Raw genomic sequence first — 21,966 nt, 5'->3', positions numbered from 1 at the left:
CTGGCTTTGCCCACGCTTGTGATTCGAGTGGCGCTCGTCCAACTGTTCGGGCTTATGGGCCAGAGTAGAAAGGTGGATGGCAGCTTTGCTCCCACTCGTGCTTTAAGCACCGCGGACTCACAGCTTGCCATCCACCCCTCTCACCCCAGAGTTTATCCCCTTACTCAGACACAAGCGGGCTTGCTCGCGAAGGGGCCTTTATGGGCGACGCATGCCTATGTGCGGAATGTCATCCTCCAGATACTCCTCACCCGCCACCACAAACCCGTACCTGCCGTAATACCCCTGCAAATGCGCCTGCGCCGACAGATAGATCGGCACCTGCGGCCAATGCTTCCCGGCCTGTTTCAGCGCGTGCTCCATCATCACATGCCCCAGCCCTTTGCCGCGGCCCTGCGGCGCAATGATCACGCGGCCAATCACCACGTCACCGCCCTGGGATTCGGGGTCCAGCAGGCGCAGATAGGCCATCAGTTGATCGCCTTCCCAGCCCATGAGGTGATGGGTGTCGCCGCCCAGATCCTGGCCGTCGAGGTCCGGGTAGGCGCATTTCTGTTCGACCACGAACACTTCCGAGCGTAGTTTCAGCAGTGCGTACAACTCTTCTTTGCCCAGATCACTGTGATGCTTGCAGACCCACTCGATTGTCATCTTCCGACTCCTTGAACTCCGTCGCCCGATACTAAGCGCACAGGCCCTGGATGTCTGTATGGCGGAACAGTCTGTGACAAAGGTCAAAATGCCATCATTCCTTTCTCGCGATAGCGGCTGCTTTGTGTAATCTGCTGGAAAGCGCTGTGCACTGGCTTCAATGAGCTACTGTTAGGGCCTGGGTTTCGCCGGTAAGGGGCCTTGGGGTTTTGACTGAAAACACGCTGGGCAGCCCGCCCGCTAAGGATTTTCAAGCATGCCGCGACTGCATCGAGCCTTTGCTTTGATCGGATTGCTCTTGCTGGCCCAAACCGCCTCAGCGGAGAAGTTGCGACTGGTGTTTGATATCTGGCCGCCCTTTACCGACGACACGCTGGTCAACGGTGGTCTGGCCACCGACATCGTCAGCACCGCGCTGGCGCGGGCCGGTTATGCCAGCGACTATGAACAGGTACCTTGGGCGCGGGCACTGCTGGGGGTGGGCGAAGGACGATACGACGTGCTGGTCAACGCCTGGTACAACGACGAACGGACCAAAATCGGCCAGTTCTCTGGCGAATACCTGCTCAACCGCATCCGCTTTCTCAAGCGCAAGGACACGCCGCTGGAGTACGGCAGTCTGGAACAACTGCACACCTACCCGGTGGCGGTGGTGCGCGGTTATGCCTACTCGCAGGCCTTCGATGCCGATACCGCACTGGAGAAAGTCCCTGTGCATAACTTCGCCATGGCCGTGCGCATGCTGGCGGCGGACCGGGTCAAGCTGACCCTGGAAGATGAATACGTCGCGCGCTATTACCTGGCCCGCGAATCAGCCAAAGTGCGCAACGCCGTGGAGTTTCTGCCCAAGCCGCTGAGCGAGAACAGCCTGCATATTCTGGTGAGTCTGAAGAATCCGCAGCATGAGCAGATTGTGGCCGGGTTTGACAAGGCGATTGCGGCGATGAAGGCGGATGGAAGTTATGACAAGTTGCTGAGGCAGNAGCCGCTGAGCGAGAACAGCCTGCATATTCTGGTGAGTCTGAAGAATCCGCAGCATGAGCAGATTGTGGCCGGGTTTGACAAGGCGATTGCGGCGATGAAGGCGGATGGAAGTTATGACAAGTTGCTGAGGCAGCATGGGATGTAGAAGCTGATCCGGAATTTGTTAAGTGGCTGATGGCCCTATCGCGAGCAGGCTCACTCCTACAGTTTGAAATGCGTTCCCTTGTAGGAGTGAGCCTGCTCGCGATGGCGTCTGATCAGCCGCCGCTGACCTCACTGGTGTCCTTGATCAGGTGCGCCGCCAACGTCCGCAACGGCCCCAGCTGGCGGCAGATCAGCGCCAGTTGCGTCTGCACCAGTCGCTGACCTTCATCGATCTCGTCGGGCATCTGCTCCAGCTCAGTCGCCAGCGCTTCTTCTTCGTCACTCTGAATCGCCACCGGTTGCTTGTTCGCCAGGCCCTGGGCAATGTCGTCGATGCTCGCGGCCAGTTTCACTCCGGCGCCGTCGATCAGTTGTTCACGCACGTCTGCCGGTAGCTGCGTTTCGCGATGCGCGCCCAACCCGGAGAGGTAGCTGAGCAGGGTGTGCGACAGCACCAGAAAACGGAAACCGACATCCGCTTCCTTCCGGAAATGCCCCGGCTCCATGAGCATGTTCGCCAGCGTTGTCGACAGCGCCGCATCGGCGTTATGCGCGTTGCGGCGGGCCAGGCGATAGGCGAGGTCGTCGCTCTTGCCGGCGGCGTATTGCTGCATGATCTGGCGCAGGTAGATGCTGTTGCAGGTCAGGGTGTTGGCCAGCACCTTGTTCAGGCGTCGGCCCTGCCAGTCCGGGAGGAACAGGAACACCGTCAGGCCGGCGATCAGGCTGCCGAGCAGGGTATCGAACAGGCGCGGCAGGAACAGCCCGTAGCCATCGCCGATCTGGTTGAAGCAGAACAGCACCATGATGGTGATGGCGGCGGTCGCCAGGGTGTAGCGCGTGGTGCGGTTGGTAAAGAACACCACCCCGGCGGCGATCGCGAAGCACGACTGCACCAGCGGGCTGGGGAACAGATCGAACAGCGCCCACGCCACGGTCAGGCCGATGGCGGTGCCGAGAATCCGCTGCCCGAGTTTGCGCCGGGTCGCGCCGTAGTTCGGCTGGCAGACGAACAGGGTGGTGAGGATGATCCAGTAACCCTGCGAAGGGTGAATCAGATGCACCATGCCATAGCCGATACTCAGCGCCAGCGGCAGACGCAGGGCATGACGGAACAGCAAGGACGTCGGTGTCAGCTGCGTGCGCAGGCGAATCCATACGTCCTTGAGGTTGCGCGGCGAGCGGTCGAGCAGGCTGCTGTCGGTGGCGTCCGCCAGGGCGTCGGGGTTGCTCGCATCGCTGAGCAAACGGTCGAGGGTGCCGAGGTTGGCTGCCAGGGCACGCAGCGAACGCAGGAGGCCGCGCCACGCCGGATTGCTCTGGATGCGCAGGTGTTCAAGGGAGGCATCGAGGTCAGTCAGCGCTTCGGCAAAACTGGCGTCGTAGACGAACGGCTGGCGCATCTGGATAGATTCGGCCAGCGCCCGGCAGGCCTTGCCCTGCTGGCGCAGCAGGCGCTGGCAGCGGAACAGCACGTCGCTGTGAAAGAACGCATCGGCCAGCGCGTTATACGGATAGTGCGAAGAGCTGGCGCGTTCGTGGATGTCCTGGGCGAGGAAATACAGCTTCAGATAGCGACTGACTTTCGACCCCGGGCGACCGTTGCCAACCCGGTGCAGAATGATTTCCTTGGCACTGTTCAGCGCGGCGACCACGCGACCGTTTTGCTGCGCCAGTTCCAGCCGTCGGCCTTCGACGTCCAGTTGGCGGATCGGCTCGAACAGCGAGGCTTTCAGCTTCAGGTAGAAACCCAGTTCACGGAACAGCCGCGCCAGACTCTGCTGCACCGGCTGGTTGGAAAACATCGCCTGCCACAGCACCGACAGCAGGCCGTACCACGCGGCACCCGCCACCAGCAGCATCGGTTCGTGCCAGAAATCGGTGACCGCGCCGCCGCGCTGATCCACGCCGATCATGGTGTAGACCGACAGAATCAACGTCGCCGAGGCAATCGCGCCATAACGCTCGCCGAGTGCGCCGAGCATGGTCAGGCCGAAGCTGGCCAAGGCCAGGGCGATGGCGAACACGATGGGGTAGGGGAAGAGCAGTTCCACCGACAGCGCGGCGATACTGAAACATACCAGCGTCACGGCGAGGGCGTTGAGGCGCCCCTGCCAACTGTCGTCGGTCTCGGCCAGGGCGCTGGCGATGATCCCGAGGAACAATGGGATCAGCAGGCCCATTTCATCCTGATACCAACACAGCGCCATGCTGCCGGTCAGGGCGATGAACACCCGCACGCTGTAGCTGAATTTATCCAGCGCCCACAGGCGCCGCAAAGACTGACGAAACGAGGTCGAGGACATGAAGTGCGAAGGCCTTCCGAGGCGATGCCGCTAAATTGAGCCAGTAATGACGCCGACGCAATGGCGCCGATCACATCTGACAGCAAAAAGTGTTCCTTACTGCATCACACATAACAACTGTGGGAGGGGGCTTGCTCCCGAAAGCGGTGTGTCATTCAACATGCATGTCGACTGATCCAGCGCATTCGCGAGCAAGCCCGCTCCCACAGTTTTTTGATTTGTGTTGGATCAGACGTACTGCGCAGCCGCGTACCCCGAGGCCCAGGCCCACTGGAAGTTGAAACCGCCCAGATGCCCGGTGACGTCGAGCACTTCGCCGACAAAATACAGGCCCGGGCTTTTCAGCGACTCCATGGTCTTGGACGACACTTCGCGGGTATCGACGCCGCCCAGCGTGACCTCGGCGGTGCGATAGCCTTCGGTGCCGGCCGGGACGACTTTCCAACTGCCGAGCTTGTCGGCGATCTGCGCCAGTTCGGCGTGGGTGTACTGCTTCATCGGTTTGGACACGAACCAGTTGTCCGCCAGCAGATTGGCCATCTTCTTGGTGAAGATCTCACCAAGCAAAGTTTTCAGCTCGCTGTTCGGGCGTTCGGCTACTTGCTGCTGCAGCCATGCCGCGGTGTCGTGATCCGGCAACAGGTTGATCTCCACGGTGTCGCCCGGCTCCCAGAACGACGAGATCTGCAGAATCGCCGGGCCGCTGAGGCCACGGTGAGTGAACAGAATATTCTCGCGAAAGCTCTGGTCGTTGCAGCTGACCAGGCAATCCACCGAAGTACCGGACAGCTCGGTGCAGAGTTCCTTGAGCTGATCAGTGATGGTGAACGGCACGAGTCCGGCGCGAGTCGGCAGCAGTTCATGGCCAAACTGCTTGGCGACCTGATAACCGAAGCCGGTAGCGCCCAGCGTCGGGATCGACAGCCCGCCGGTGGCGATCACCAGCGATTGGCACTGAACCTGGCCGAGGGTGGTGTCGAGCAGGTAACCGCTTTCGACCTTCTCGATGGTCTGGATCGAGGTGTCCAGGTGCAGTTCGACGCCGACCTGATCGCACTCGTCGAGCAGCATGCCGAGGATGTCGCTGGATTTGTTATCGCAGAACAACTGGCCGAGTTTCTTCTCGTGATACGGCACGCCGTGCTTGGCGACCATCCCGATGAAGTCCCACTGGGTGTAGCGCGCCAGTGCCGATTTGCAGAAATGCGGATTGTGCGAAAGGAAATTGCTCGGCTCGGTGTACATGTTGGTGAAATTGCAGCGGCCACCACCGGACATCAGGATTTTCTTGCCGGCCTTGTTCGCATGATCGAGCAGCAACACCTGACGCCCACGCCCGGCGGCGGTCAGTGCACACATCAACCCTGCGGCGCCAGCGCCAATGATCACGACTTCGGTAGAGCGCAAAACGGTGTCCTCTTGGTAGGTCGCTACAAAACAAACTGTGGGAGCGGGCTTGCTCGCGAAAGCGGTATGTCAGTTGACACATAAGTCGCCTGATACACCGCATTCGCGAGCAAGCCCGCTCCCACAGGGGATCTTCTTTACTTGGAAGATCGCTTACAAAACCCGTACGCGCAGCGAACGGCCCTTAATCTTGCCGTTGTTCAAGCGCTGCAGTGCCTGCATGACCACGGTGCGTTCAACCGCCACATACGACTGGAAGTCGAAGATCGCGATCTTGCCCACCTGGGCGCCGGGGATGCCGGCATCGCCAGTCAGTGCGCCGAGGATGTCGCCCGGACGCACCTTGTCTTTACGCCCGCCAGCGATGCACAACGTGCTCATCGGTGGCTGCAGCGGGGCGCCGCCCTGGGACTTGAGGTTGTCGACCTGATCCCAGTTCAGCGGGGCTTTCTGCAACTGTTCGATGGCTTGCGCGCGATGCGCTTCGGACGGCGCAACGAGGCTGACCGCAATGCCTTTCTCGCCGGCACGACCGGTACGGCCGACGCGGTGAATGTGGATTTCCGAGTCGCGGGCCAGCTCGACGTTGATCACCATGTCCAGCGCATCGATGTCCAGACCACGGGCGGCGACGTCGGTGGCGACCAGTACCGACGTACTGCGGTTGGCGAACATCGCCAGCACCTGATCGCGATCACGCTGTTCCAGATCGCCGTGCAGGCCGACGGCGGAAATGCCTTTGGAGGTCAGGTGGTCAACGGTTTCCTGCACTTGCTGCTTGGTGAAGCAGAACGCCACGCAGGAAGCCGGGCGGAAGTGGTGCAGGACTTTGGTCACTGCGCTCATGCGCTCTTCCGGGGAAATCTCGTAGAAACGCTGCTCGATCTGCGTGTCGTCGTGGAACGCCTCGGCTTTCACCGTTTGCGGATCGCGCATGAATTTCGACGCCAGTTGCTTGATGCCCACCGGGTACGTGGCGGAGAACAGCAGGGTCTGGCGGCGTGCCGGAGTCTTTTCGATGATGTCTTCGATGGCGTCGTAGAAGCCCATGTCGAGCATGCGGTCGGCTTCGTCGAGGATCAGCGTGTTCAGACCGTCGAGCACCAGCGAACCCTTGCGCAGGTGCTGCTGGATACGCCCCGGGGTGCCGACGATGATGTGCGCGCCGTGCTCCAGCGAAGCGATCTGCGGGCCGAACGATACGCCGCCGCACAAGGTCAGGACCTTGATGTTGTCTTCGGCACGAGCCAGACGGCGGACTTCCTTGGCGACCTGGTCGGCCAGCTCACGGGTCGGACAGATCACCAGCGCCTGGCAACCGAAGTAACGCGGGTTGATCGGGTTGAGCAGGCCGATGCCGAACGCGGCGGTCTTGCCGCTGCCGGTCTTGGCCTGGGCGATCAGGTCCATCCCCTTGAGGATCACCGGCAAGCTCTGCGCCTGGATCGGCGTCATCTGGGCATAACCGAGGGATTCGAGGTTAGCCAGCATGGCGGCGGACAGCGGCAGAGTATTAAAAGCGGTGGCGATGGTGGTCACGGGACTGGCCTGCAAAACAAAATGTCGCGCAGTGTAGCAGCCCCGTGCCACTTTCCTCGAAAGTTCTGGACGAACAGTGCCTGAATTCATTCGCCCAAGCTTTTCTTGAATGAAGATAAACCTGTGGCGAGGGGATTTATCCCCGATGGGGTGCGCAGCACCCCCTGAAAAGGTTGAATGCGATCAGCCTGATGTACTGAGGTGGCAGATTTTGGGGCTGCTGCGCAGCCATCGGGGATAAATCCCCTCACTACAAAAGCCTCCACCAGACATGACACTGCCTAGTGTTCGATGTGCTCATCCGGATGTTCATCCGGGCGTTTGACCCGGCGGCCGTCCTCTTTCGACAGTTGCGAGAAGATCGTCGCCGCCAGCATCGCCATGATCCCGACCGTGACAAACGTCAGCTGGAACGCGCCCAGCACGGTCTCGACGCCATCGTTGCCGATCTCCGCCGTAAACCCGCCGAGCAATGCACCGGCGCAGGCTACGCCCAGACTCAGCGACAATTGCGCCACCACCGACAGCAAGCTGTTGCCGCTGCTGGCGCTGGCGTCGTCGAGGTCGATCAGGGTTACGGTGTTCATCGCGGTGAATTGCAGCGAGTTGATCGCGCCGAGAACCGCCAGCAGGCACAACAGCAGCCAGTACGGCGTCTGCTCGCTGACCAGGCCCATGCTCGCCAGCATGATCCCCAGCGCCAGAGTGTTGCCGGTGAGCACAATGCGATAGCCGAGGCGTTCGATCAGCGGCCGCGCCATCCACTTGGCAAACATCGCCGCTGCAGCCAACGGCAACATGCTCATTCCGGCTTGCGATGGCGAATAACCCAGCGCCACCTGTAGCAGCAATGGCACCAGAAACGGCAGGGCGCCGCTGCCCAGGCGGGCGAACAGGTTGCCGATGATCCCCACCGCGAAGGTTCGGGTCTTGAACAACGACGGGGCGAACAGCGGATTCTCGATACGCCCGGCGCGCAGCCAGTACGCCGCCAGACAGGCCAGACCGCCGAACAGCAGCAACATCACCCGCAGATGCGGCAAGTGCAATTCGCCCAGACCTTCCATGGCGATGGTGATCAGGATCATCGCCGCGCCAAACAGCAGGAAACCGAGGCTGTCGAAGCGCGTGCGCTCGCTGCCGCGCAGATCGGGAATGAACTTCCACACCGCGTAGCAGCCGAGAACCCCGACCGGCAGGTTGATCAGAAAGATCCAGTGCCACGTCAGGTACTGCACCATCCAGCCGCCCATGGTCGGGCCGATCAGCGGGCCGAGCAGGCCGGGAATGGTGATGAACCCCATGATCCGCACCAGCTCCGAACGCGGATAGGCGCGCAGCACCACCAGCCGTCCGACCGGCAACATCAATGCGCCGCCCAGACCCTGGATCACCCGCGCGCCGACCAGCATGCTCAGGCTGCTGGATAACGCGCAGAGCAGCGAGCCGAAACTGAACAGCAGGATCGCGCCGAAGAAGATCTTCTTGGTGCCGAAGCGGTCGGCGATCCAGCCCGAGGCCGGAATCAGCAAGGCCACGGTGAGCATGTAGGCGATGACCACGCCTTGCATGCGCAAAGGGTCTTCGGCCAGATCCCGGGCCATGGCAGGCAGGGCGGTGTTGAGGATAGTCCCGTCGAGGGACTGCATGAAGAACGCAATGGCGACGACCCACGGCAACCAGCGGGCGGTGATGGCGTCGAGAGGCGGGCGTGTGGGCATGGAACCTCTTCTGGTTGGGCGTTGATGCGCAGGCTTTTGGTGGGAGCGGGCTTGCTCGCGAATGCGGTGAATCAGTCGATGTTGTTAGTGACTGACACGACGCTTTCGCGAGCAAGCCCGCTCCCACAGTAGATCTCCAGTGTTTTGGAGATCCTGGTATTACAGGGTCAAGGTCAGTCGGCTCACCAGCGCCCCCGGCAGCAGTGCCGACGACGTATTGCGCTGGCTATACGTGCTCGCCGACAGCAGCAACTCACGCTCGGCGGTCAATGCTTCCAGCTGCGAACCCAGCAGACTGTAAGCGCTGTCGTCGAAACGCATGGTGCTGACCGGCGCCTGAATCTCGCCGTTCTCGACCCAGAAAGTTGCGAAGCGAGTCATGCCGGTCAGGCGCGCCGCCGGTTGATCCGAGTAGTTCAGGTACCAGAGGTTGCTGATGTACAGCCCGGTGCCCAACTGCTTGAGGATCTCTGCCTGTGACAGATCACCGGCGGCCATGTTCAGTGCACTCGGCATTTCACCGCCGCCGGCGCCGTTGGCGGTCAGGCCGTATTCGGCGGCACTGCGCGAACCGACCAGTTGATCGCCAGCCTTGCCTTCGACGATCAGCCGCAGATCGCTGCGCGGATAACCCTCGCCGGAGAACGCCGGGCTCAACGAACCGCTGACTTGCTCATCCAGTGAGACCAGCGGACTGAACGTCTGATCGCCAACATACAGCTTCTGCAGCGGGCTGCTTTTGCTGGCAATCGACTGCGCGGAGAAACCGCCCCAGCTGAGCATGCCCATGATTTCTTCCAGCGCGGCCGGTGCCAGGTAGGCGCGGTATTGCCCCGGTGCCAGAGTCCGCAACGGTCGACCGAGGAACGCCAGTTGCTCGCGCGCCTGCTGGAAGCGTCGGGTGAAGCCTTCGCTGCTCCACTCGTGCCCGGCGTAGCTGGCTTTCACCGCTTCGCCATTGTCGTGGAACAGGCTGAAGTCGAAGTTGAAGCTGTTGGCCTGATGCCAGCCAAACGCCCCTGAGGAACTGGCGAAACCACGGCTGATCGGGCCGGCAGCATAGAAGCCGACCAGGTCCAGACCTTCAGCAGCGGTGCAGATTTCCTCGACCACCTGCTCGGTGTCCGGCAGCGGATGTTCCCGCACGTTGTTGCTCTGCCAGCCGTTGTGGTTGAGCAGCAGGTACGGATCCTGTGGCAGCAACGGCAGGGTTTCGCGCAATTGTTGCAGGCCTTCGGCGAGGCGTTGCAGATCGGCTTCCTGATCACCGGACAGGGTGATGTGCAGATCGGCGTGACGGCCGTCGTTAATCAGCTTCAGCCCGACGTCGGCTTGCTGCACCTGACCGGCCTGACGCACCTTGGCGTGATTGAAACGCACGAACGCCGAGGATTCGGCGGCATAGCTGAGGGTGAATTGTTCCGGCTCGCGCACGCTGTCGCGCAGCCAATTGACCATGACCTTGAAGGCGTCGGACTGACTCTTCGAAATGCTCATCAGGCGTCTCCCCCAAACACATCAACGTTGCTGAATACGCAGGCCGGTGAAGCGTGGCCGACGCGGATCACCTGGTTCGGCTCGCCCTTGCCGCAGTTTGGCGTGCCCAGCACCATTCGGGTGCCGGCATTGCCGACCGCGCGCAGACTCTTCCAGAAGTGCGCGGAAATGCCCCGGTAGTTCGGATTTTTCACCACACCCTTGAGTTCACCGTTCTCGATCAACTGACCCCACTCGCAACCGAACTGGAATTTGTTACGTGCATCGTCAATCGACCACGAACGGTTGGTGCTCATCAGAATGCCGTGCTCGATACCGCTGATCAGTTGCGTCAGCGACTGATCGCCCGGCTCGATGTTGAGGTTGGCCATGCGGTCGATCGGCGGCCGGTTCCAGCCGCAGGCGCGGCTGTTGGCAACGCCGTCGAGACCGGCGCGGAACTGCGACAGCGCGCCACCCAGTGGCCGCAACAGCAAGCCTTCGCGAATCAGGAATTGTTTGCTGGCTTTGCTGCCGTCGTCATCGTGGCCGTAGCTGGCCAGCTCTTCGGGAATGTCCGGATCGAAGGTCACGTTGAGCAGCTTCGAGCCGTATTGCAGGCTGCCGAAGTCACTGGTTTTGACGAAGCTGGTGCCGGCGTAATTGCGCTCGTCACCGAGGATGCGGTCGAGCTCCAGTGGGTGACCGATGGACTCGTGGATCTGCAGCATCATCTGGTCCGGCATCAGCAACAGATCGCGCGGGCCTTGCGGGGTGTTCGGCGCGAGCAGCAGTTGCAGGGCCTGATCGGCCACCTTCGGGCCGGCGCCGACCAGGCCGCAACGGCTGATCACGTCCGCGCCGCCCTGCTGGCCGAAGTTCTCGCGGCCGAGGCTGCGGGTCTGGCTGTCGTTGCCGTCATAGGCGGTGACGTCGAGGCCCGGATAGACGAAGCGTTGGGCCTGGCGCAATTCGGCGCCGGCGCTGCTCAGGTAGATCTGCTCGACGTGGGTGATGCCGATGCTCGCTTCCCAGTTCACCAGGCGCTCATCCTTTGGCACCGAGGCGGATTCCGCGCCGAGCAGCTCGAAGCATTCGCTCAGGGACGGGAAGGGTTGCTCGAGATTGGGCGAAAAGTAATCAGCGCGATCGCTCGACACCGGCTGGTTGCGCAGGTCGAGCAAGGCGTGCGGCTTCAGTCGCCGGGCCTGCTGTTCGGCGCGCTCAAGGGCGGCTTGCAGGCCTTGCTGCGACAGGTCGTTGGTCGCCGCGTAAGCCTCGACGCCGTTGACGCGCACAGTGAGCATCGCGCCTTCGTCGCGGCTCAGGCTTGGCGGCTCGGCGACGTTCTTGCGCACCGACAGGTACTGGCCGGACTCGCGTACATACCGCAGGGAAAAAAACTCGGCGCCCGTGCGCAAGGCAGCGAAGCGCTGCTTGAGCTGGGGGTGAAAATCGAACATTCGGGAACCTCCTTGTTATGGAGTTGCGGGGTGAAGCGAATCGGCGGGGAGGGGTGAAACGGTTGCGCGAGGTCTAGAGTAGGCCTGCGTGGGGGTAGGATCAAGTGAAGAGGGGGTGTAGGAGGATTTACTGTGCAGCAGGGGGGAGGGGTATTGAATTGCAGGGCCTCATCGCGAGCAGGCTCACTCCTACAAGGATCTCCAGCGAACACACATTATGTGAACACTGGAGATTAACTGTAGGAGTGAGCCTGCTCGCGATTAGCCGTGACGCGGTATCAAGTCTTACTGAGCCGCCGGGGTGATATCACGCATCGGCTTGCCCTTCACCGGCGCACCGCCAGCCACGTAGTAGGCAGCATTGCTAGGCGGCAGTGGCTTGCGGCCACGGATCTTGTCGGCGATTTTCTCGGCGATCATGATCGTCGGCGCGTTCAGGTTACCGGTGGTGATGATCGGCATGATCGAAGCGTCGACCACACGCAGGCTCTGCATGCCGTGCACGCGACCTTCGCCATCCACAACCGCCATCTCGTCGGTGCCCATCTTGCACGAGCAGGACGGGTGGAACGCGGTTTCGGCGTGCTCGCGGATGAACTTGTCCAGCTGCTCATCGGTTTGCACGTCGATGCCCGGGCTGATTTCGCGGCCACGGAAAGCGTCCAGCGCAGGCTGTTGCATGATTTCGCGGGTCAGGCGGATGCCGTCACGGAATTCCTGCCAGTCCTGCTCGGTGGCCATGTAGTTGAACAGGATGCTCGGGTGCTGGCGCGGATCCTTGGACTTCAACTGGATGCGGCCACGGCTCGGCGAACGCATGGAACCCATGTGCGCCTGGAAGCCGTGCTCTTTCACACCGTTGCTGCCGTTGTAGTTAATCGCTACCGGCAGGAAGTGGTACTGGATGTTCGGCCACTCGAATTCCGGACGCGAACGGATGAAACCGCCGGCTTCGAACTGGTTGCTGGCGCCGATGCCGGTGCCGTTGAACAGCCACTCGGCACCGATGGCCGGCTGGTTGTACCAGAGCAGCGACGGGTACAGCGAGACCGGTTGGGTGCAGGCGTATTGCAGGTACAGCTCAAGGTGATCCTGCAGGTTTTCACCGACGCCCGGCAGGTCATGCACCACCGGGATGTCGAGGCTTTCCAGCAGTTTTGCCGGGCCGACACCGGAGCGCTGCAGAATCTGCGGCGAAGCGATGGCGCCGGAGCACAGCAGGACTTCTTTGCGCGCTTTGGCTTCAACGCGCTCTTCCGCCGAACCGACCAGGTAACGCACGCCGACCGCACGCTTGCCTTCGAACAGGATCTTGTCGGTCAGGGCATGGGTGACGATGGTCAGGGTCGAGCGCTTTTTCGCGACGTCGAGGTAGCCACGGGCGGTGGAAGCACGACGGCCGTTCGGCGTCACGGTGCGATCCATCGGGCCGAAGCCTTCCTGCTGGTAGCCGTTCAAGTCTTCGGTGCGCGGGTAACCGGCCTGCACGCCGGCTTCAACCATGGCGTGGAACAGCGGGTTGTTGCCCGCCTTTGGCGTGGTCACGCTGACCGGGCCGTCGCCACCGTGGTAGTCGTTCGGGCCGATGTCGCGGGTTTCCGCTTTACGGAAGTACGGCAGGCAGTCGAGGTAGGTCCAGTCTTCCAGGCCTGGCAGCTTCGCCCAGCCGTCGTAGTCCATCGCGTTGCCACGGATGTAGCACATGCCGTTGATCAGCGAGGAGCCGCCGAGGCCTTTGCCGCGACCGCACTCCATCCGACGGCCGTCCATGTGCGGCTCCGGATCGGTTTCATAAGCCCAATTGTAGCGACGACCCTGCAGCGGGAATGCCAGCGCGGCCGGCATTTGCGTGCGGAAGTCAAAACGATAGTCCGGGCCGCCTGCTTCGAGCAGCAGCACGGTGACGCCTTCGTCTTCAGTCAGACGGGTCGCCAAGGTGTTACCGGCCGAGCCGGCACCGATGATGATGTAATCGAATTCTTGGGACATTGAATGCACCCTCTTTAGATGTGGTCAGGCTGCCGAGTGGCCACTTTCTGTGGCGAGGGAGCTTGCTCCCGCTCGACTGCGAAGCAGTCGCAGAACCTGCGACCGAGCTCTGTCTGGATGAGCGCGGTGTCTGCAGTTGGGGCCGCTGCGCAGCCCAGCGGGAGCAAGCTCCCTCGCCACAAGGGCCCCAACTTCAGAGTTGCGTCAGATCAGAACACCGAGACGTAATCGCCCAGCTCGACCTGTACCGATTTGATGCGTGTGTAGTTGGTCAGCGAGCTGATGCCGTTTTCACGACCCACGCCCGACTGCTTGTAACCGCCCACCGGCATTTTTGCGTCGGACTCGCCCCAGGCGTTGATCCAGCAGATACCGGCTTCCAGTTGATGAATCACGCGGTGCGCGCGGTTCAGGTCTTTGGTGACGATACCGGCGGCCAGGCCGAAGTCGGTGTCGTTGGCGCGGCGGATCACTTCTTCTTCGGTCTCGTAGGAGAGGATCGCCATCACCGGGCCAAAGATTTCTTCACGAACGATGGTCATTTCGTCGGTGCAATCGGTGAACACGGTCGGAGCGACGAATGCACCTTTGGCGAATTCGCCATCGGTCAGAGGCTCGCCGCCACACAGCACACGGGCACCTTCTTCTTTGCCCTTGGCGATGTAACCCAGCACGCTTTCCATGTGGGCGAAGCTGACCAGCGGGCCGAAGTTGGTGTTTTCGTCTTCCGGGTTGCCGATGCGGATGCGCGCTACACGCTCGACGATCTTGGCTTCGAACGCGGCTTTCAGGTGGCTCGGTACGAATACGCGAGTACCGTTGGTGCAAACCTGACCGGAGCTGTAGAAGTTGGCCATCATCGCGGTGTCGGCGGCACGATCGAGGTCGGCGTCGTCGCAGATGATCAGCGGCGACTTGCCGCCCAGTTCCATAGTCACGTCTTTCAGCGACGAAGCCGAAGCGCTGGCCATGACTTTCTTGCCGGTGTCGGTGCCGCCGGTGAAGGAGACTTTCTCGATGCGCGGGTGCTCGGTCAGCCAGGTGCCGACTTCACGGCCGCTGCCGGTCAGCACGTTGAACACGCCGTTTGGCAGGCCGGCTTCGGTGTAGATCTCGGCCAGTTTCAGGGTGGTCAGCGAGGTGACTTCGCTTGGCTTGAAGATCATCGCGTTACCAGCGGCCAGGGCCGGTGCGGATTTCCACAGCGCGATCTGGATCGGGTAGTTCCACGCGCCGATACCGGCGACCACGCCCAGTGGCTCGCGACGGGTGTAGACGAAGGAAGTGTCGCGCAGCGGAATCTGCTCGCCTTCGATCGCCGGCACCAGGCCTGCGTAGTATTCCAGCACGTCGGCGCCGGTGACGATGTCGACGTATTTGGTTTCGGAGAAGGCTTTACCGGTGTCCAGGGTTTCCAGAGCAGCCAGCTCATCGTTGCGCTCGCGCAGGATGTCGACGGCGCGACGCAGGATGCGCGAACGCTCCATGGCGGTCATCGCGGCCCAGATTTTCTGGCCCTTTTCAGCGCTGACCACAGCACGCTCGACGTCTTCCTTGGTCGCACGTTGCACTTGGGCGAGGACTTCACCGTTCGCCGGGTTGATGGCTTCGAAAGTGGCATCGCTGCCAGCGTCGGAGTACGCGCCATCGATGTAGAGTTTTTGCAGTTCGAAACGGGCCATAGTGTCCTCGCAAGTGCATTAGTGGTTGGCGTCGACCACCGCGCTGAAACTGCGGTGGCGGTTCAGGTACCGAGCGTTTTCTGTGTGCTCTGGCTCACCTGCTTGGCCAATTGGAAATCCATGTATTCGTAAGCGATCTGTTGCGCCTGCGCCGTGTCGAAAGCGTCTCCCGACAGCGCGCCGCGCAACCACAAGCCGTCGATCAACGCTGCCAGTCCACGCGCTGCGCTGCGCGCATCTTCGAGCGGCAACACACGGCGGAACTCGCAGCACAGGTTGGAATACAGACGGTGATCGTTGATCCGCTGCAACCTGTGCAAAGACGGCTGGTGCATGCTGGTGGCCCAGAAGGCCAGCCAGGTTTTCATTGCCGGGCCATTGACCTGGCTGGCGTCGAAGTTGCCTTCGATGATCACCTGCAGATGCGCCCGTGGGCTGCTGTCTGCCAGCGCCTGTCGGCGCGCGGTGACGTTCTCGCTGAGGACGTTCATCAGATACCGCATCGTGGCGGCAATCAGGCCGTTCTTGTCCTGAAAATAGTGACTGATGATGCCATTCGAGACACCGGCCAAACGGGCGATCAGCGCAATGCTGGCGTCCCCCATACCGACCTGATCGACCGCCTGCAACGTGGCTTCGATCAGTTGTTGGCGGCGGATGGGTTGCATACCGACCTTGGGCATCTTGCACATCTCCTTAGGCCTTCCGAAGGGCGATAAACGCCTATCGGATTGAGGGCCAGTCTATTTTGTTTTGATTGAACGTTCAATCAACAAAGAATAAGATCTGCGACAAATCGTCGCTGCCTACAGATTTTTTCTGCTTGTAAATGGCGATAAAACGACATCCGAAAATGCTTGAAACCTGCGTGGGGCATGGGGCGGTTCGCTATTCGATGGACGTGTTGAATGGGCAAGACGCTCGGGGCCAGGTTTCGGATGAACGTCCGCACAGCTTTGGCCACGAAAGCGATTCGCAACGCCATTTCGGCAGGTTCGGGCTTTTTTCGGGGTGTCTTTATATCACCCGCCGGTCGGCTGCCAACTAACCGATTGGTCGGGTTCCGTGTTGCCTTGTGTTCTTCTCTCGCACTGCCTGGAGCATTTGTGCCATGAGTTCTGCCTCTCTTATAAAGACCCCGCCCGAGAAGGTGACGGTCAACGGTTGGGTGTTTTACACCTCTACCGCGTTGATTCTGTTGTTGACCGCCATTCTGATCATCGCCCCGCAAGAGGCCGGCAGATTGTTGGGTATCGCTCAGGCCTGGTTGTCGCGCAGCTTCGGCTGGTACTACATGGTGGTGATCGCCGCGTACCTGGTGTTTGTGGTGGGCCTGGCGTTTTCCTCCTACGGCAAACTCAAACTGGGCAGCAAGGACGACACCCCGGATTTCAGCTACGGCGCCTGGGCGGGGATGCTGTTCTCGTCGGGTATCGGTATTTCGCTGCTGTACTTCGGCGCGTCCGAGCCGCTGGACCACTACTTCAATCCGCCGGAAGGCGCAGCGGCCTCCAACCTGGCCGCGCGTCAGGCGGTGCAACTGACTTTCCTGCATTGGGGCCTGCACGGCTGGGCGATTTATGCGCTGGTCGGTCTGGCCGTGGCGTACTTCGCTTACCGTCATAACCAGCCATTGGCCCTGCGCTCGGCGCTGTATCCGCTGGTCGGCGAACGTTGGGTCAAGGGCGCCGCCGGTCACGCGGTGGACGGCTTCGGCATGTTCGTGACCCTGCTGGGTCTGGTGACAAACCTGGGGATCGGCTCGCTGCAAGTGTCCTCGGGGCTGGAAAACCTGTTCGGCATGGAACACAGCAACACCAACCTGCTGATCGTGATCATCGTGATGAGCACCGTGGCGACCATCGCTGCCGTGTCCGGCGTGGAAAATGGCATTCGTCGTCTGTCCAACCTGAACATCGTGCTGTTCAGCGGTCTGCTGATTTTTGTCCTGCTGTTCGGCCCGACCCTGCACCTGCTCAACGGCTTCGTGCAGAACATCGGCGACTACCTCAACGGCGTGGTGCTGAAGACCTTCGACCTGTACGTCTATGAAGGTGACAGCGCCAAGTCCGACCGCTGGCTGGGCCTGTGGACCCTGTTCTACTGGGCGTGGTGGATTTCCTGGGCACCATTCGTAGGCATGTTCATCGCGCGTATTTCCCGTGGTCGTACCGTGCGTGAGCTGGTCGCTGGTGTACTGCTGATCCCGTTGGGTTTCACCCTGGCGTGGCTGTCGATCTTCGGTAACTCGGCGCTGGATCTGGTGATGAACCAGGGGGCGGTCGAACTCGGCAAGACGGCGCTGGAACAGCCGTCGATGGCGATCTATCAGTTGCTGGAACACTACCCGGCGTCGAAAGTCGTTATCGGTGTGTCGATTTTCGTCGGTTTCGTGCTGTTCCTGACCCCGGCCGACTCTGGCGCGGTGATGATGGCGAATCTTTCCTGCAAGGGCGGCAACGTTGATGAAGATGCGCCGCACTGGCTGCGGATCTTCTGGTCGGTGGTGATCACGCTGGTGACCATCGGTCTGCTGTTCGCCGGTAACTTCGAAGCCATGCAAACCATGGTGGTGCTGGCCGGTCTGCCGTTCTCGGTGGTGCTGGTGTTCTTCATGTTCGGGCTGCACAAGGCGATGCGCCAGGACGTGCAGATCGAACAGGAGCAGGCGCAACTGGCTGAGCGCGGGCGTCGTGGTTTCAGCGAGCGTCTGACGCAGCTGGATCTGCAACCGAGCCAATCGGTGGTGCAGCGCTTCATGGACAAACACGTGACCCCGGCACTGGACGACGCTGCTGCACAACTGCGTGCACAGGGTCTGGAAGTGCAGACGCTGTTGGGCAAATCCAAGCGTTGCATGGGCGTGCGCGTCGAGATGGAAGAGGGCAACCCTTTCGTCTACGAAGTGAGCCTGGACGGCTACCTGGCGACCCCGACCGAATCGGCCCAGTCCGATGAAGCGCGCCAGCGTTACTACCGCGCCGAGGTGTATTTGCACAACGGCAGCCAGGACTACGACCTGATGGGCTTCACGCAGGATCAGATCACACGCGATGTGCTCGATCAGTTTGAAAGCCATCGGCAGCTCCTTGGCCGGGTGTATAGCTAAACCATTAAGTTGATGGCGAAGCTGTTTGTGGCGAGGGAGCTTGCTCCCGCTGGGTTGCGAAGCGACCCCAAGAATTTGTGAGTGCTGCGCACTCAAGCGGGAGCAAGCTCCCTCGCCACAGTTGTCCGTGTTTCAAGTTCAATTTCTGTACCAACAAAAACGCCGCGATCCTCTCGCGGCGTTTTTGTGTCCGGGGTTCTTACCCCAGATTCTTGCCCAGCAACGCGTGATACAGCTCGCTGTCGCCAAGAATCCCCACCACATGGTTGTTGTCGTGCAGCACCAGTTTGTTGCCGGTCTGGTAGCGAATCTGCAGCGCGTCGCGCATGCCGATGTTCGAGTCCACCAGGGTCGGCTTGCGCTCAAGGGCTTCCACTGCTTGGCCCGGTGCCCAGTTCTGCAGGTTCAGCACCGAACCGTTCTGCCGCGCACCCTTGATCGTGTTGCCTTCGGCCAGGTCAAGCCACGAATCGCCACCCGGGTCGAGGCACACCGAACCGTTGATGCGTTTGCAGTTGTCCAGCGTGCGCATCAGGCTGCGGCCACACAGGACGTTGAGCGGATTGGTGTGGGCCACGAAGGTGCGTACATAGTCGTCCGCGGGGTTCAGCACGATCTCTTCCGGCACGCTGTACTGGATGATCCGGCCGTCCTTCATGATCGCGATGCGGCTACCCAGTTTCAGTGCTTCGTCGAGGTCGTGACTCACGAACACGATGGTCTTGCTCAGCTTGCGTTGCAGTTCAAGCAGTTCGTCCTGCAGGCCCTGACGGATCAGCGGGTCGAGTGCCGAGAACGGTTCGTCCATCAACAGAATGTCGGCGTCCATCGCCAGTGCCCGGGCCAGACCGACCCGCTGCTGCATGCCGCCGGAGAGTTCATCGGGCTTCTTGTTGCGCCATTGGGTCAGGCCGACCAGTTCGAGCTTGTCGTCGACCAGCTTGCGCCGTTCCTTTTCCGGTCGGCCCTGCATTTCCAGACCGAAACTGATGTTCTCGCGCACCGTCAGCCACGGCATCAGGGCGAACTTCTGGAACACCATGGCGATGCGTTTGGTGCGCATCATTTTCAGTTCGGCCGGGGTGCAGGAAGCGATGTCGATCTGCTTGCCTTCGTGCTCGACGAACAGCTTGCCGCGACTCACGGTGTTGAGGCCGTTGATGCAGCGCAGCAGGCTCGACTTGCCGGAGCCGGACAGGCCCATCAGTACGCAGATCTCGCCCTTGTTGATGTCCAGACTGGCCTTTTCCACGCCGACGATCTGCCCGGTCTTTTTCAGGATCTCGCTGCGGGTCAAGCCTTGATCGAGAAGTTTCAGTGCTTCGCGCGGATCCTTGGTGAAGATCACGTCAACGTTATCGAAGCGAATTATGCTCATGCGTCACCCCCTACTTTGGCGTCGGGTTGTTTGCAGATACGGTCGAGCATGATCGCCAGCAGTACGATCGCCAGGCCCGCTTCGAAGCCCAGGGCGATATCAGCAGTGTTCAGTGCGTTGACCACCGGTTTGCCGAGTCCGTCGGCGCCTACCAGTGCCGCGATCACCACCATCGACAGCGACAGCATGATGCACTGGGTGATGCCGGCAGCGATGCTCGGCATGGCGTGAGGCAGTTCGATCCGTGAGAGCAATTGGCGACGCGAGCAGCCGAAGGCCTTGCCGGCGTCCATCAGTTCTTGCGGGACATCGCGGATGCCCAGGTAGGTCAGGCGGATCGGTGCAGCGATGGCGAATACCACCGTGGAGATCAGGCCCGGCACCACACCCAGCCCGAAGAGGGTCAGGGTAGGAATGAGGTAAACGAAGGTCGGTACGGTCTGCATCAGATCGAGTACCGGACGCATTAAAGTGTAGAACATCGGCTTATGCGCAGCGACGATGCCCAGCGGTACGCCGATGACCACGCAGACCAGGGTCGCGAACATGACCTGGGCGAGGGTTTCCATGGTTTCCTGCCAGTACCCCAGGTTGAGGATCAGCAGGAACGAGGCAATCACAAAAACAGTCAGCCCCCATTTGCGCTGGATGAAATGCGCGAGCAGGGCGATGAGGCCGATCAAGACGAAGGGATTGAACCAGGTCAGCGCAAACGTCACGCCGTGGATCATCGTTTCCAGTGTCACGGCGATTGCGTCGAAGGTGCTGGCGCCGTGTTGCGTCAACCATTCAACGAAGCCCGCGATGTACTGGCCTAAAGGGATTTTCTGATCAATCAGCATGGTAGTGAACGTCCGCATGCAAGGAATAAACAGCCCGGGCGAGCGAACTCGCCCGGCGTAAGGCAATTACTGTGCGAGCTTGGCTTTCACGGCCTCCAGGCCTGGTTTACCGTCAATGGTGGTCACGCCAGCGAGCCAGGTATCGAGCACCTGAGGGTTCTTTTTCAGCCAGGCCTTGGCGGCCGCTTCAGGCTTCATCTTGTCGTCGAGGATGTTGCCCATCAGGGTACTTTCCATGTCGACGGTGAACTCCAGGTTCTTCAGCAACTGACCGACGTTGCTGCATTCGGTGGTGTAGCCCTTGCGGGTGTTGGTCGCCACGGTGGCAGCACCGAAATCGGGGCCGAAGAAGTCATCGCCGCCGGTCAGGTATTGAATCTTGAAGCGCTTGTTCATCGGGTGCGGCGCCCAGCCGAGGAAGACCACGGCAGTGTCGCGTTTCTGCGCGCGGTCGACCTGCGAGAGCATGCCCGCTTCGGACGATTCGACGACCTTGAAGCCGGCGGTTTTCAAACCGAAAGCGTCCTTGTCGATCATGCTCTGGATCAGGCGGTTGCCGTCGTTACCAGGCTCGATGCCGTAAATCTTGCCATCGAGCTCTTTCTTGAATTTGGCGATGTCGGCGAAGTCATGCAGGCCCTTGTCGTACAGGGCTTGCGGTACGGCGAGGGTGTACTTGGCACCCTTGAGGTTGGTGCGCACCACTTCGACGGTGCCGGCATCGCGGTAGGCCTTGATGTCGTTTTCCATGGTCGGCATCCAGTTACCGAGGAACACGTCCATGTTCTTGCCGTCGGCCAGCGACTTGTAGGTCACGGGCACGGAGATCATGGTGGTCTTGGTCTTGTAGCCGAGGGCGTCGAGCACCACCGACGTGGTGGCGGTGGTGGCGGTGATGTCGGTCCAGCCGACATCGGAGAAGTTAACGGTACTGCACTGCGCCGGTTCTGCAGCTTGCGCCAGTAACGGCAGACTCAGCATGGCGGCCAACAACAACGACGGGGAACCTTTCATGGATGGACTCCTTGGTGTTTTTTTTGGCAGTGTTCCGACTGTGGACCACCGCACTTATAGGTTGCGGTTGGATGGCGTTCTGGAGACAGCTCTACCACGGCGCCTTGCAATCGAGTCATAACGATCATGTACCAGTGAAAATCTGACGCCTACAGGGTGGGTCGTATCCAGTACAGGGATGGTCGCATCCAGTGTCAGTGACGTCGTTTACAGCTTTTTTCCGCCCCGTTTGGCCATCTGAACTGCATAAAAACGGCGAAA

At 60.9% G+C, this 21,966-nt stretch carries 14 protein-coding genes and 1 pseudogene; 2 read left to right on the top strand and 13 right to left on the bottom strand.

Going from position 1 to position 21,966, the window contains the following annotated elements:
- Window positions 1–198: 198 nt before the first annotated feature.
- On the bottom strand, window positions 199–651 hold the full coding sequence (locus VLA07_RS25945) for a GNAT family N-acetyltransferase (RefSeq protein ID WP_183784878.1): 453 nt from the start codon (window positions 649–651) through the stop codon (window positions 199–201).
- A 256-nt stretch (window positions 652–907) separates the two neighbouring features.
- Here VLA07_RS25945 and VLA07_RS25940 point away from each other — a divergent pair.
- Window positions 908–1,633, top strand: a pseudogene (locus tag VLA07_RS25940) (substrate-binding periplasmic protein); the annotation flags it as partial.
- Window positions 1,634–1,892: 259 nt separating this feature from the next.
- On the opposite strand, the gene yccS reads toward VLA07_RS25940, so the two are convergent.
- From yccS to betI, 9 genes are all read right to left on the bottom strand, one after another.
- The gene (gene yccS / locus VLA07_RS25935) at window positions 1,893–4,085 is read right to left on the bottom strand and encodes a YccS family putative transporter (RefSeq protein ID WP_333992398.1); all 2,193 of its coding nucleotides are present in this window, start codon (window positions 4,083–4,085) and stop codon (window positions 1,893–1,895) included.
- A gap of 228 nt (window positions 4,086–4,313) precedes the next feature.
- A complete protein-coding gene (locus VLA07_RS25930; RefSeq protein WP_027610634.1) occupies window positions 4,314–5,492 on the bottom strand; it encodes an NAD(P)/FAD-dependent oxidoreductase in 1,179 nt (392 codons plus the stop codon).
- A 153-nt stretch (window positions 5,493–5,645) separates the two neighbouring features.
- Window positions 5,646–7,031 (bottom strand): ATP-dependent RNA helicase DbpA, encoded by a 1,386-nt coding sequence (dbpA, locus tag VLA07_RS25925; RefSeq protein WP_007962660.1) that lies wholly within the window; start codon window positions 7,029–7,031, stop codon window positions 5,646–5,648.
- Window positions 7,032–7,312: 281 nt separating this feature from the next.
- Entirely contained in the window at window positions 7,313–8,815 is a 1,503-nt protein-coding gene (gene mdtD / locus VLA07_RS25920) for a multidrug transporter subunit MdtD (RefSeq protein ID WP_333992403.1), read from the bottom strand.
- Between the two features lie 96 nt (window positions 8,816–8,911).
- The gene (locus VLA07_RS25915) at window positions 8,912–10,249 is read right to left on the bottom strand and encodes a TldD/PmbA family protein (protein WP_097089034.1); all 1,338 of its coding nucleotides are present in this window, start codon (window positions 10,247–10,249) and stop codon (window positions 8,912–8,914) included.
- Window positions 10,249–11,691, bottom strand: coding sequence for a TldD/PmbA family protein (locus VLA07_RS25910; protein WP_103369174.1), 1,443 nt, complete (start codon window positions 11,689–11,691; stop codon window positions 10,249–10,251). The genes VLA07_RS25915 and VLA07_RS25910 overlap by 1 nt, the downstream gene beginning before the upstream one ends.
- Before the next feature lie 285 nt (window positions 11,692–11,976).
- A complete protein-coding gene (betA, locus tag VLA07_RS25905) occupies window positions 11,977–13,680 on the bottom strand; it encodes a choline dehydrogenase (RefSeq protein ID WP_333992393.1) in 1,704 nt (567 codons plus the stop codon).
- 209 nt (window positions 13,681–13,889) lie between these two features.
- Window positions 13,890–15,362 (bottom strand): betaine-aldehyde dehydrogenase, encoded by a 1,473-nt coding sequence (gene betB / locus VLA07_RS25900; protein ID WP_333992391.1) that lies wholly within the window; start codon window positions 15,360–15,362, stop codon window positions 13,890–13,892.
- Window positions 15,363–15,424: 62 nt separating this feature from the next.
- Window positions 15,425–16,045, bottom strand: a complete 621-nt coding sequence (gene betI, locus VLA07_RS25895) for a transcriptional regulator BetI (RefSeq protein ID WP_041063389.1) — start codon at window positions 16,043–16,045, stop codon at window positions 15,425–15,427.
- Between the two features lie 428 nt (window positions 16,046–16,473).
- On the opposite strand from betI, the gene betT reads away from it, so the two are divergent.
- A complete protein-coding gene (gene betT, locus VLA07_RS25890) occupies window positions 16,474–18,471 on the top strand; it encodes a choline BCCT transporter BetT (RefSeq protein ID WP_333992388.1) in 1,998 nt (665 codons plus the stop codon).
- Between the two features lie 199 nt (window positions 18,472–18,670).
- On the opposite strand, the gene choV is transcribed toward betT, so the two are convergent.
- From choV to VLA07_RS25875, 3 genes are all read right to left on the bottom strand, one after another.
- On the bottom strand, window positions 18,671–19,849 hold the full coding sequence (gene choV, locus VLA07_RS25885; RefSeq protein ID WP_007962646.1) for a choline ABC transporter ATP-binding protein: 1,179 nt from the start codon (window positions 19,847–19,849) through the stop codon (window positions 18,671–18,673).
- Entirely contained in the window at window positions 19,846–20,691 is an 846-nt protein-coding gene (gene choW / locus VLA07_RS25880; RefSeq protein WP_007962645.1) for a choline ABC transporter permease subunit, read from the bottom strand. The genes choV and choW overlap by 4 nt, the downstream gene beginning before the upstream one ends.
- A gap of 66 nt (window positions 20,692–20,757) precedes the next feature.
- Window positions 20,758–21,705 (bottom strand): choline ABC transporter substrate-binding protein, encoded by a 948-nt coding sequence (locus VLA07_RS25875; protein ID WP_027610641.1) that lies wholly within the window; start codon window positions 21,703–21,705, stop codon window positions 20,758–20,760.
- Between the last annotated feature and the right edge of the window lie 261 nt (window positions 21,706–21,966).

This window comes from Pseudomonas sp. S3(2024) (assembly GCF_036861315.1).
In the GTDB taxonomy this organism is placed as follows: Bacteria; Pseudomonadota; Gammaproteobacteria; order Pseudomonadales; family Pseudomonadaceae; genus Aquipseudomonas; species Aquipseudomonas putida_A.
This window is presented reverse-complemented; position numbering and strand designations above follow the sequence as displayed.

Bases quoted from the DNA above. Each gene is read 5' to 3' on its own strand.
- yccS (WP_333992398.1), bottom strand. From the start codon at position 4,085: ATGTCCTCGACCTCGTTTCGTCAGTCTTTGCGGCGCCTGTGGGCGCTG.
- betB (WP_333992391.1), bottom strand. From the start codon at position 15,362: ATGGCCCGTTTCGAACTGCAAAAACTCTACATCGATGGCGCGTACTCC.
- choV (WP_007962646.1), bottom strand. From the start codon at position 19,849: ATGAGCATAATTCGCTTCGATAACGTTGACGTGATCTTCACCAAGGAT.
- VLA07_RS25915 (WP_097089034.1), bottom strand. From the start codon at position 10,249: ATGAGCATTTCGAAGAGTCAGTCCGACGCCTTCAAGGTCATGGTCAAT.
- VLA07_RS25910 (WP_103369174.1), bottom strand. From the start codon at position 11,691: ATGTTCGATTTTCACCCCCAGCTCAAGCAGCGCTTCGCTGCCTTGCGC.
- betT (WP_333992388.1), top strand. From the start codon at position 16,474: ATGAGTTCTGCCTCTCTTATAAAGACCCCGCCCGAGAAGGTGACGGTC.
- betA (WP_333992393.1), bottom strand. From the start codon at position 13,680: ATGTCCCAAGAATTCGATTACATCATCATCGGTGCCGGCTCGGCCGGT.
- VLA07_RS25945 (WP_183784878.1), bottom strand. From the start codon at position 651: ATGACAATCGAGTGGGTCTGCAAGCATCACAGTGATCTGGGCAAAGAA.
- choW (WP_007962645.1), bottom strand. From the start codon at position 20,691: ATGCTGATTGATCAGAAAATCCCTTTAGGCCAGTACATCGCGGGCTTC.
- betI (WP_041063389.1), bottom strand. From the start codon at position 16,045: ATGCCCAAGGTCGGTATGCAACCCATCCGCCGCCAACAACTGATCGAA.
- VLA07_RS25875 (WP_027610641.1), bottom strand. From the start codon at position 21,705: ATGAAAGGTTCCCCGTCGTTGTTGTTGGCCGCCATGCTGAGTCTGCCG.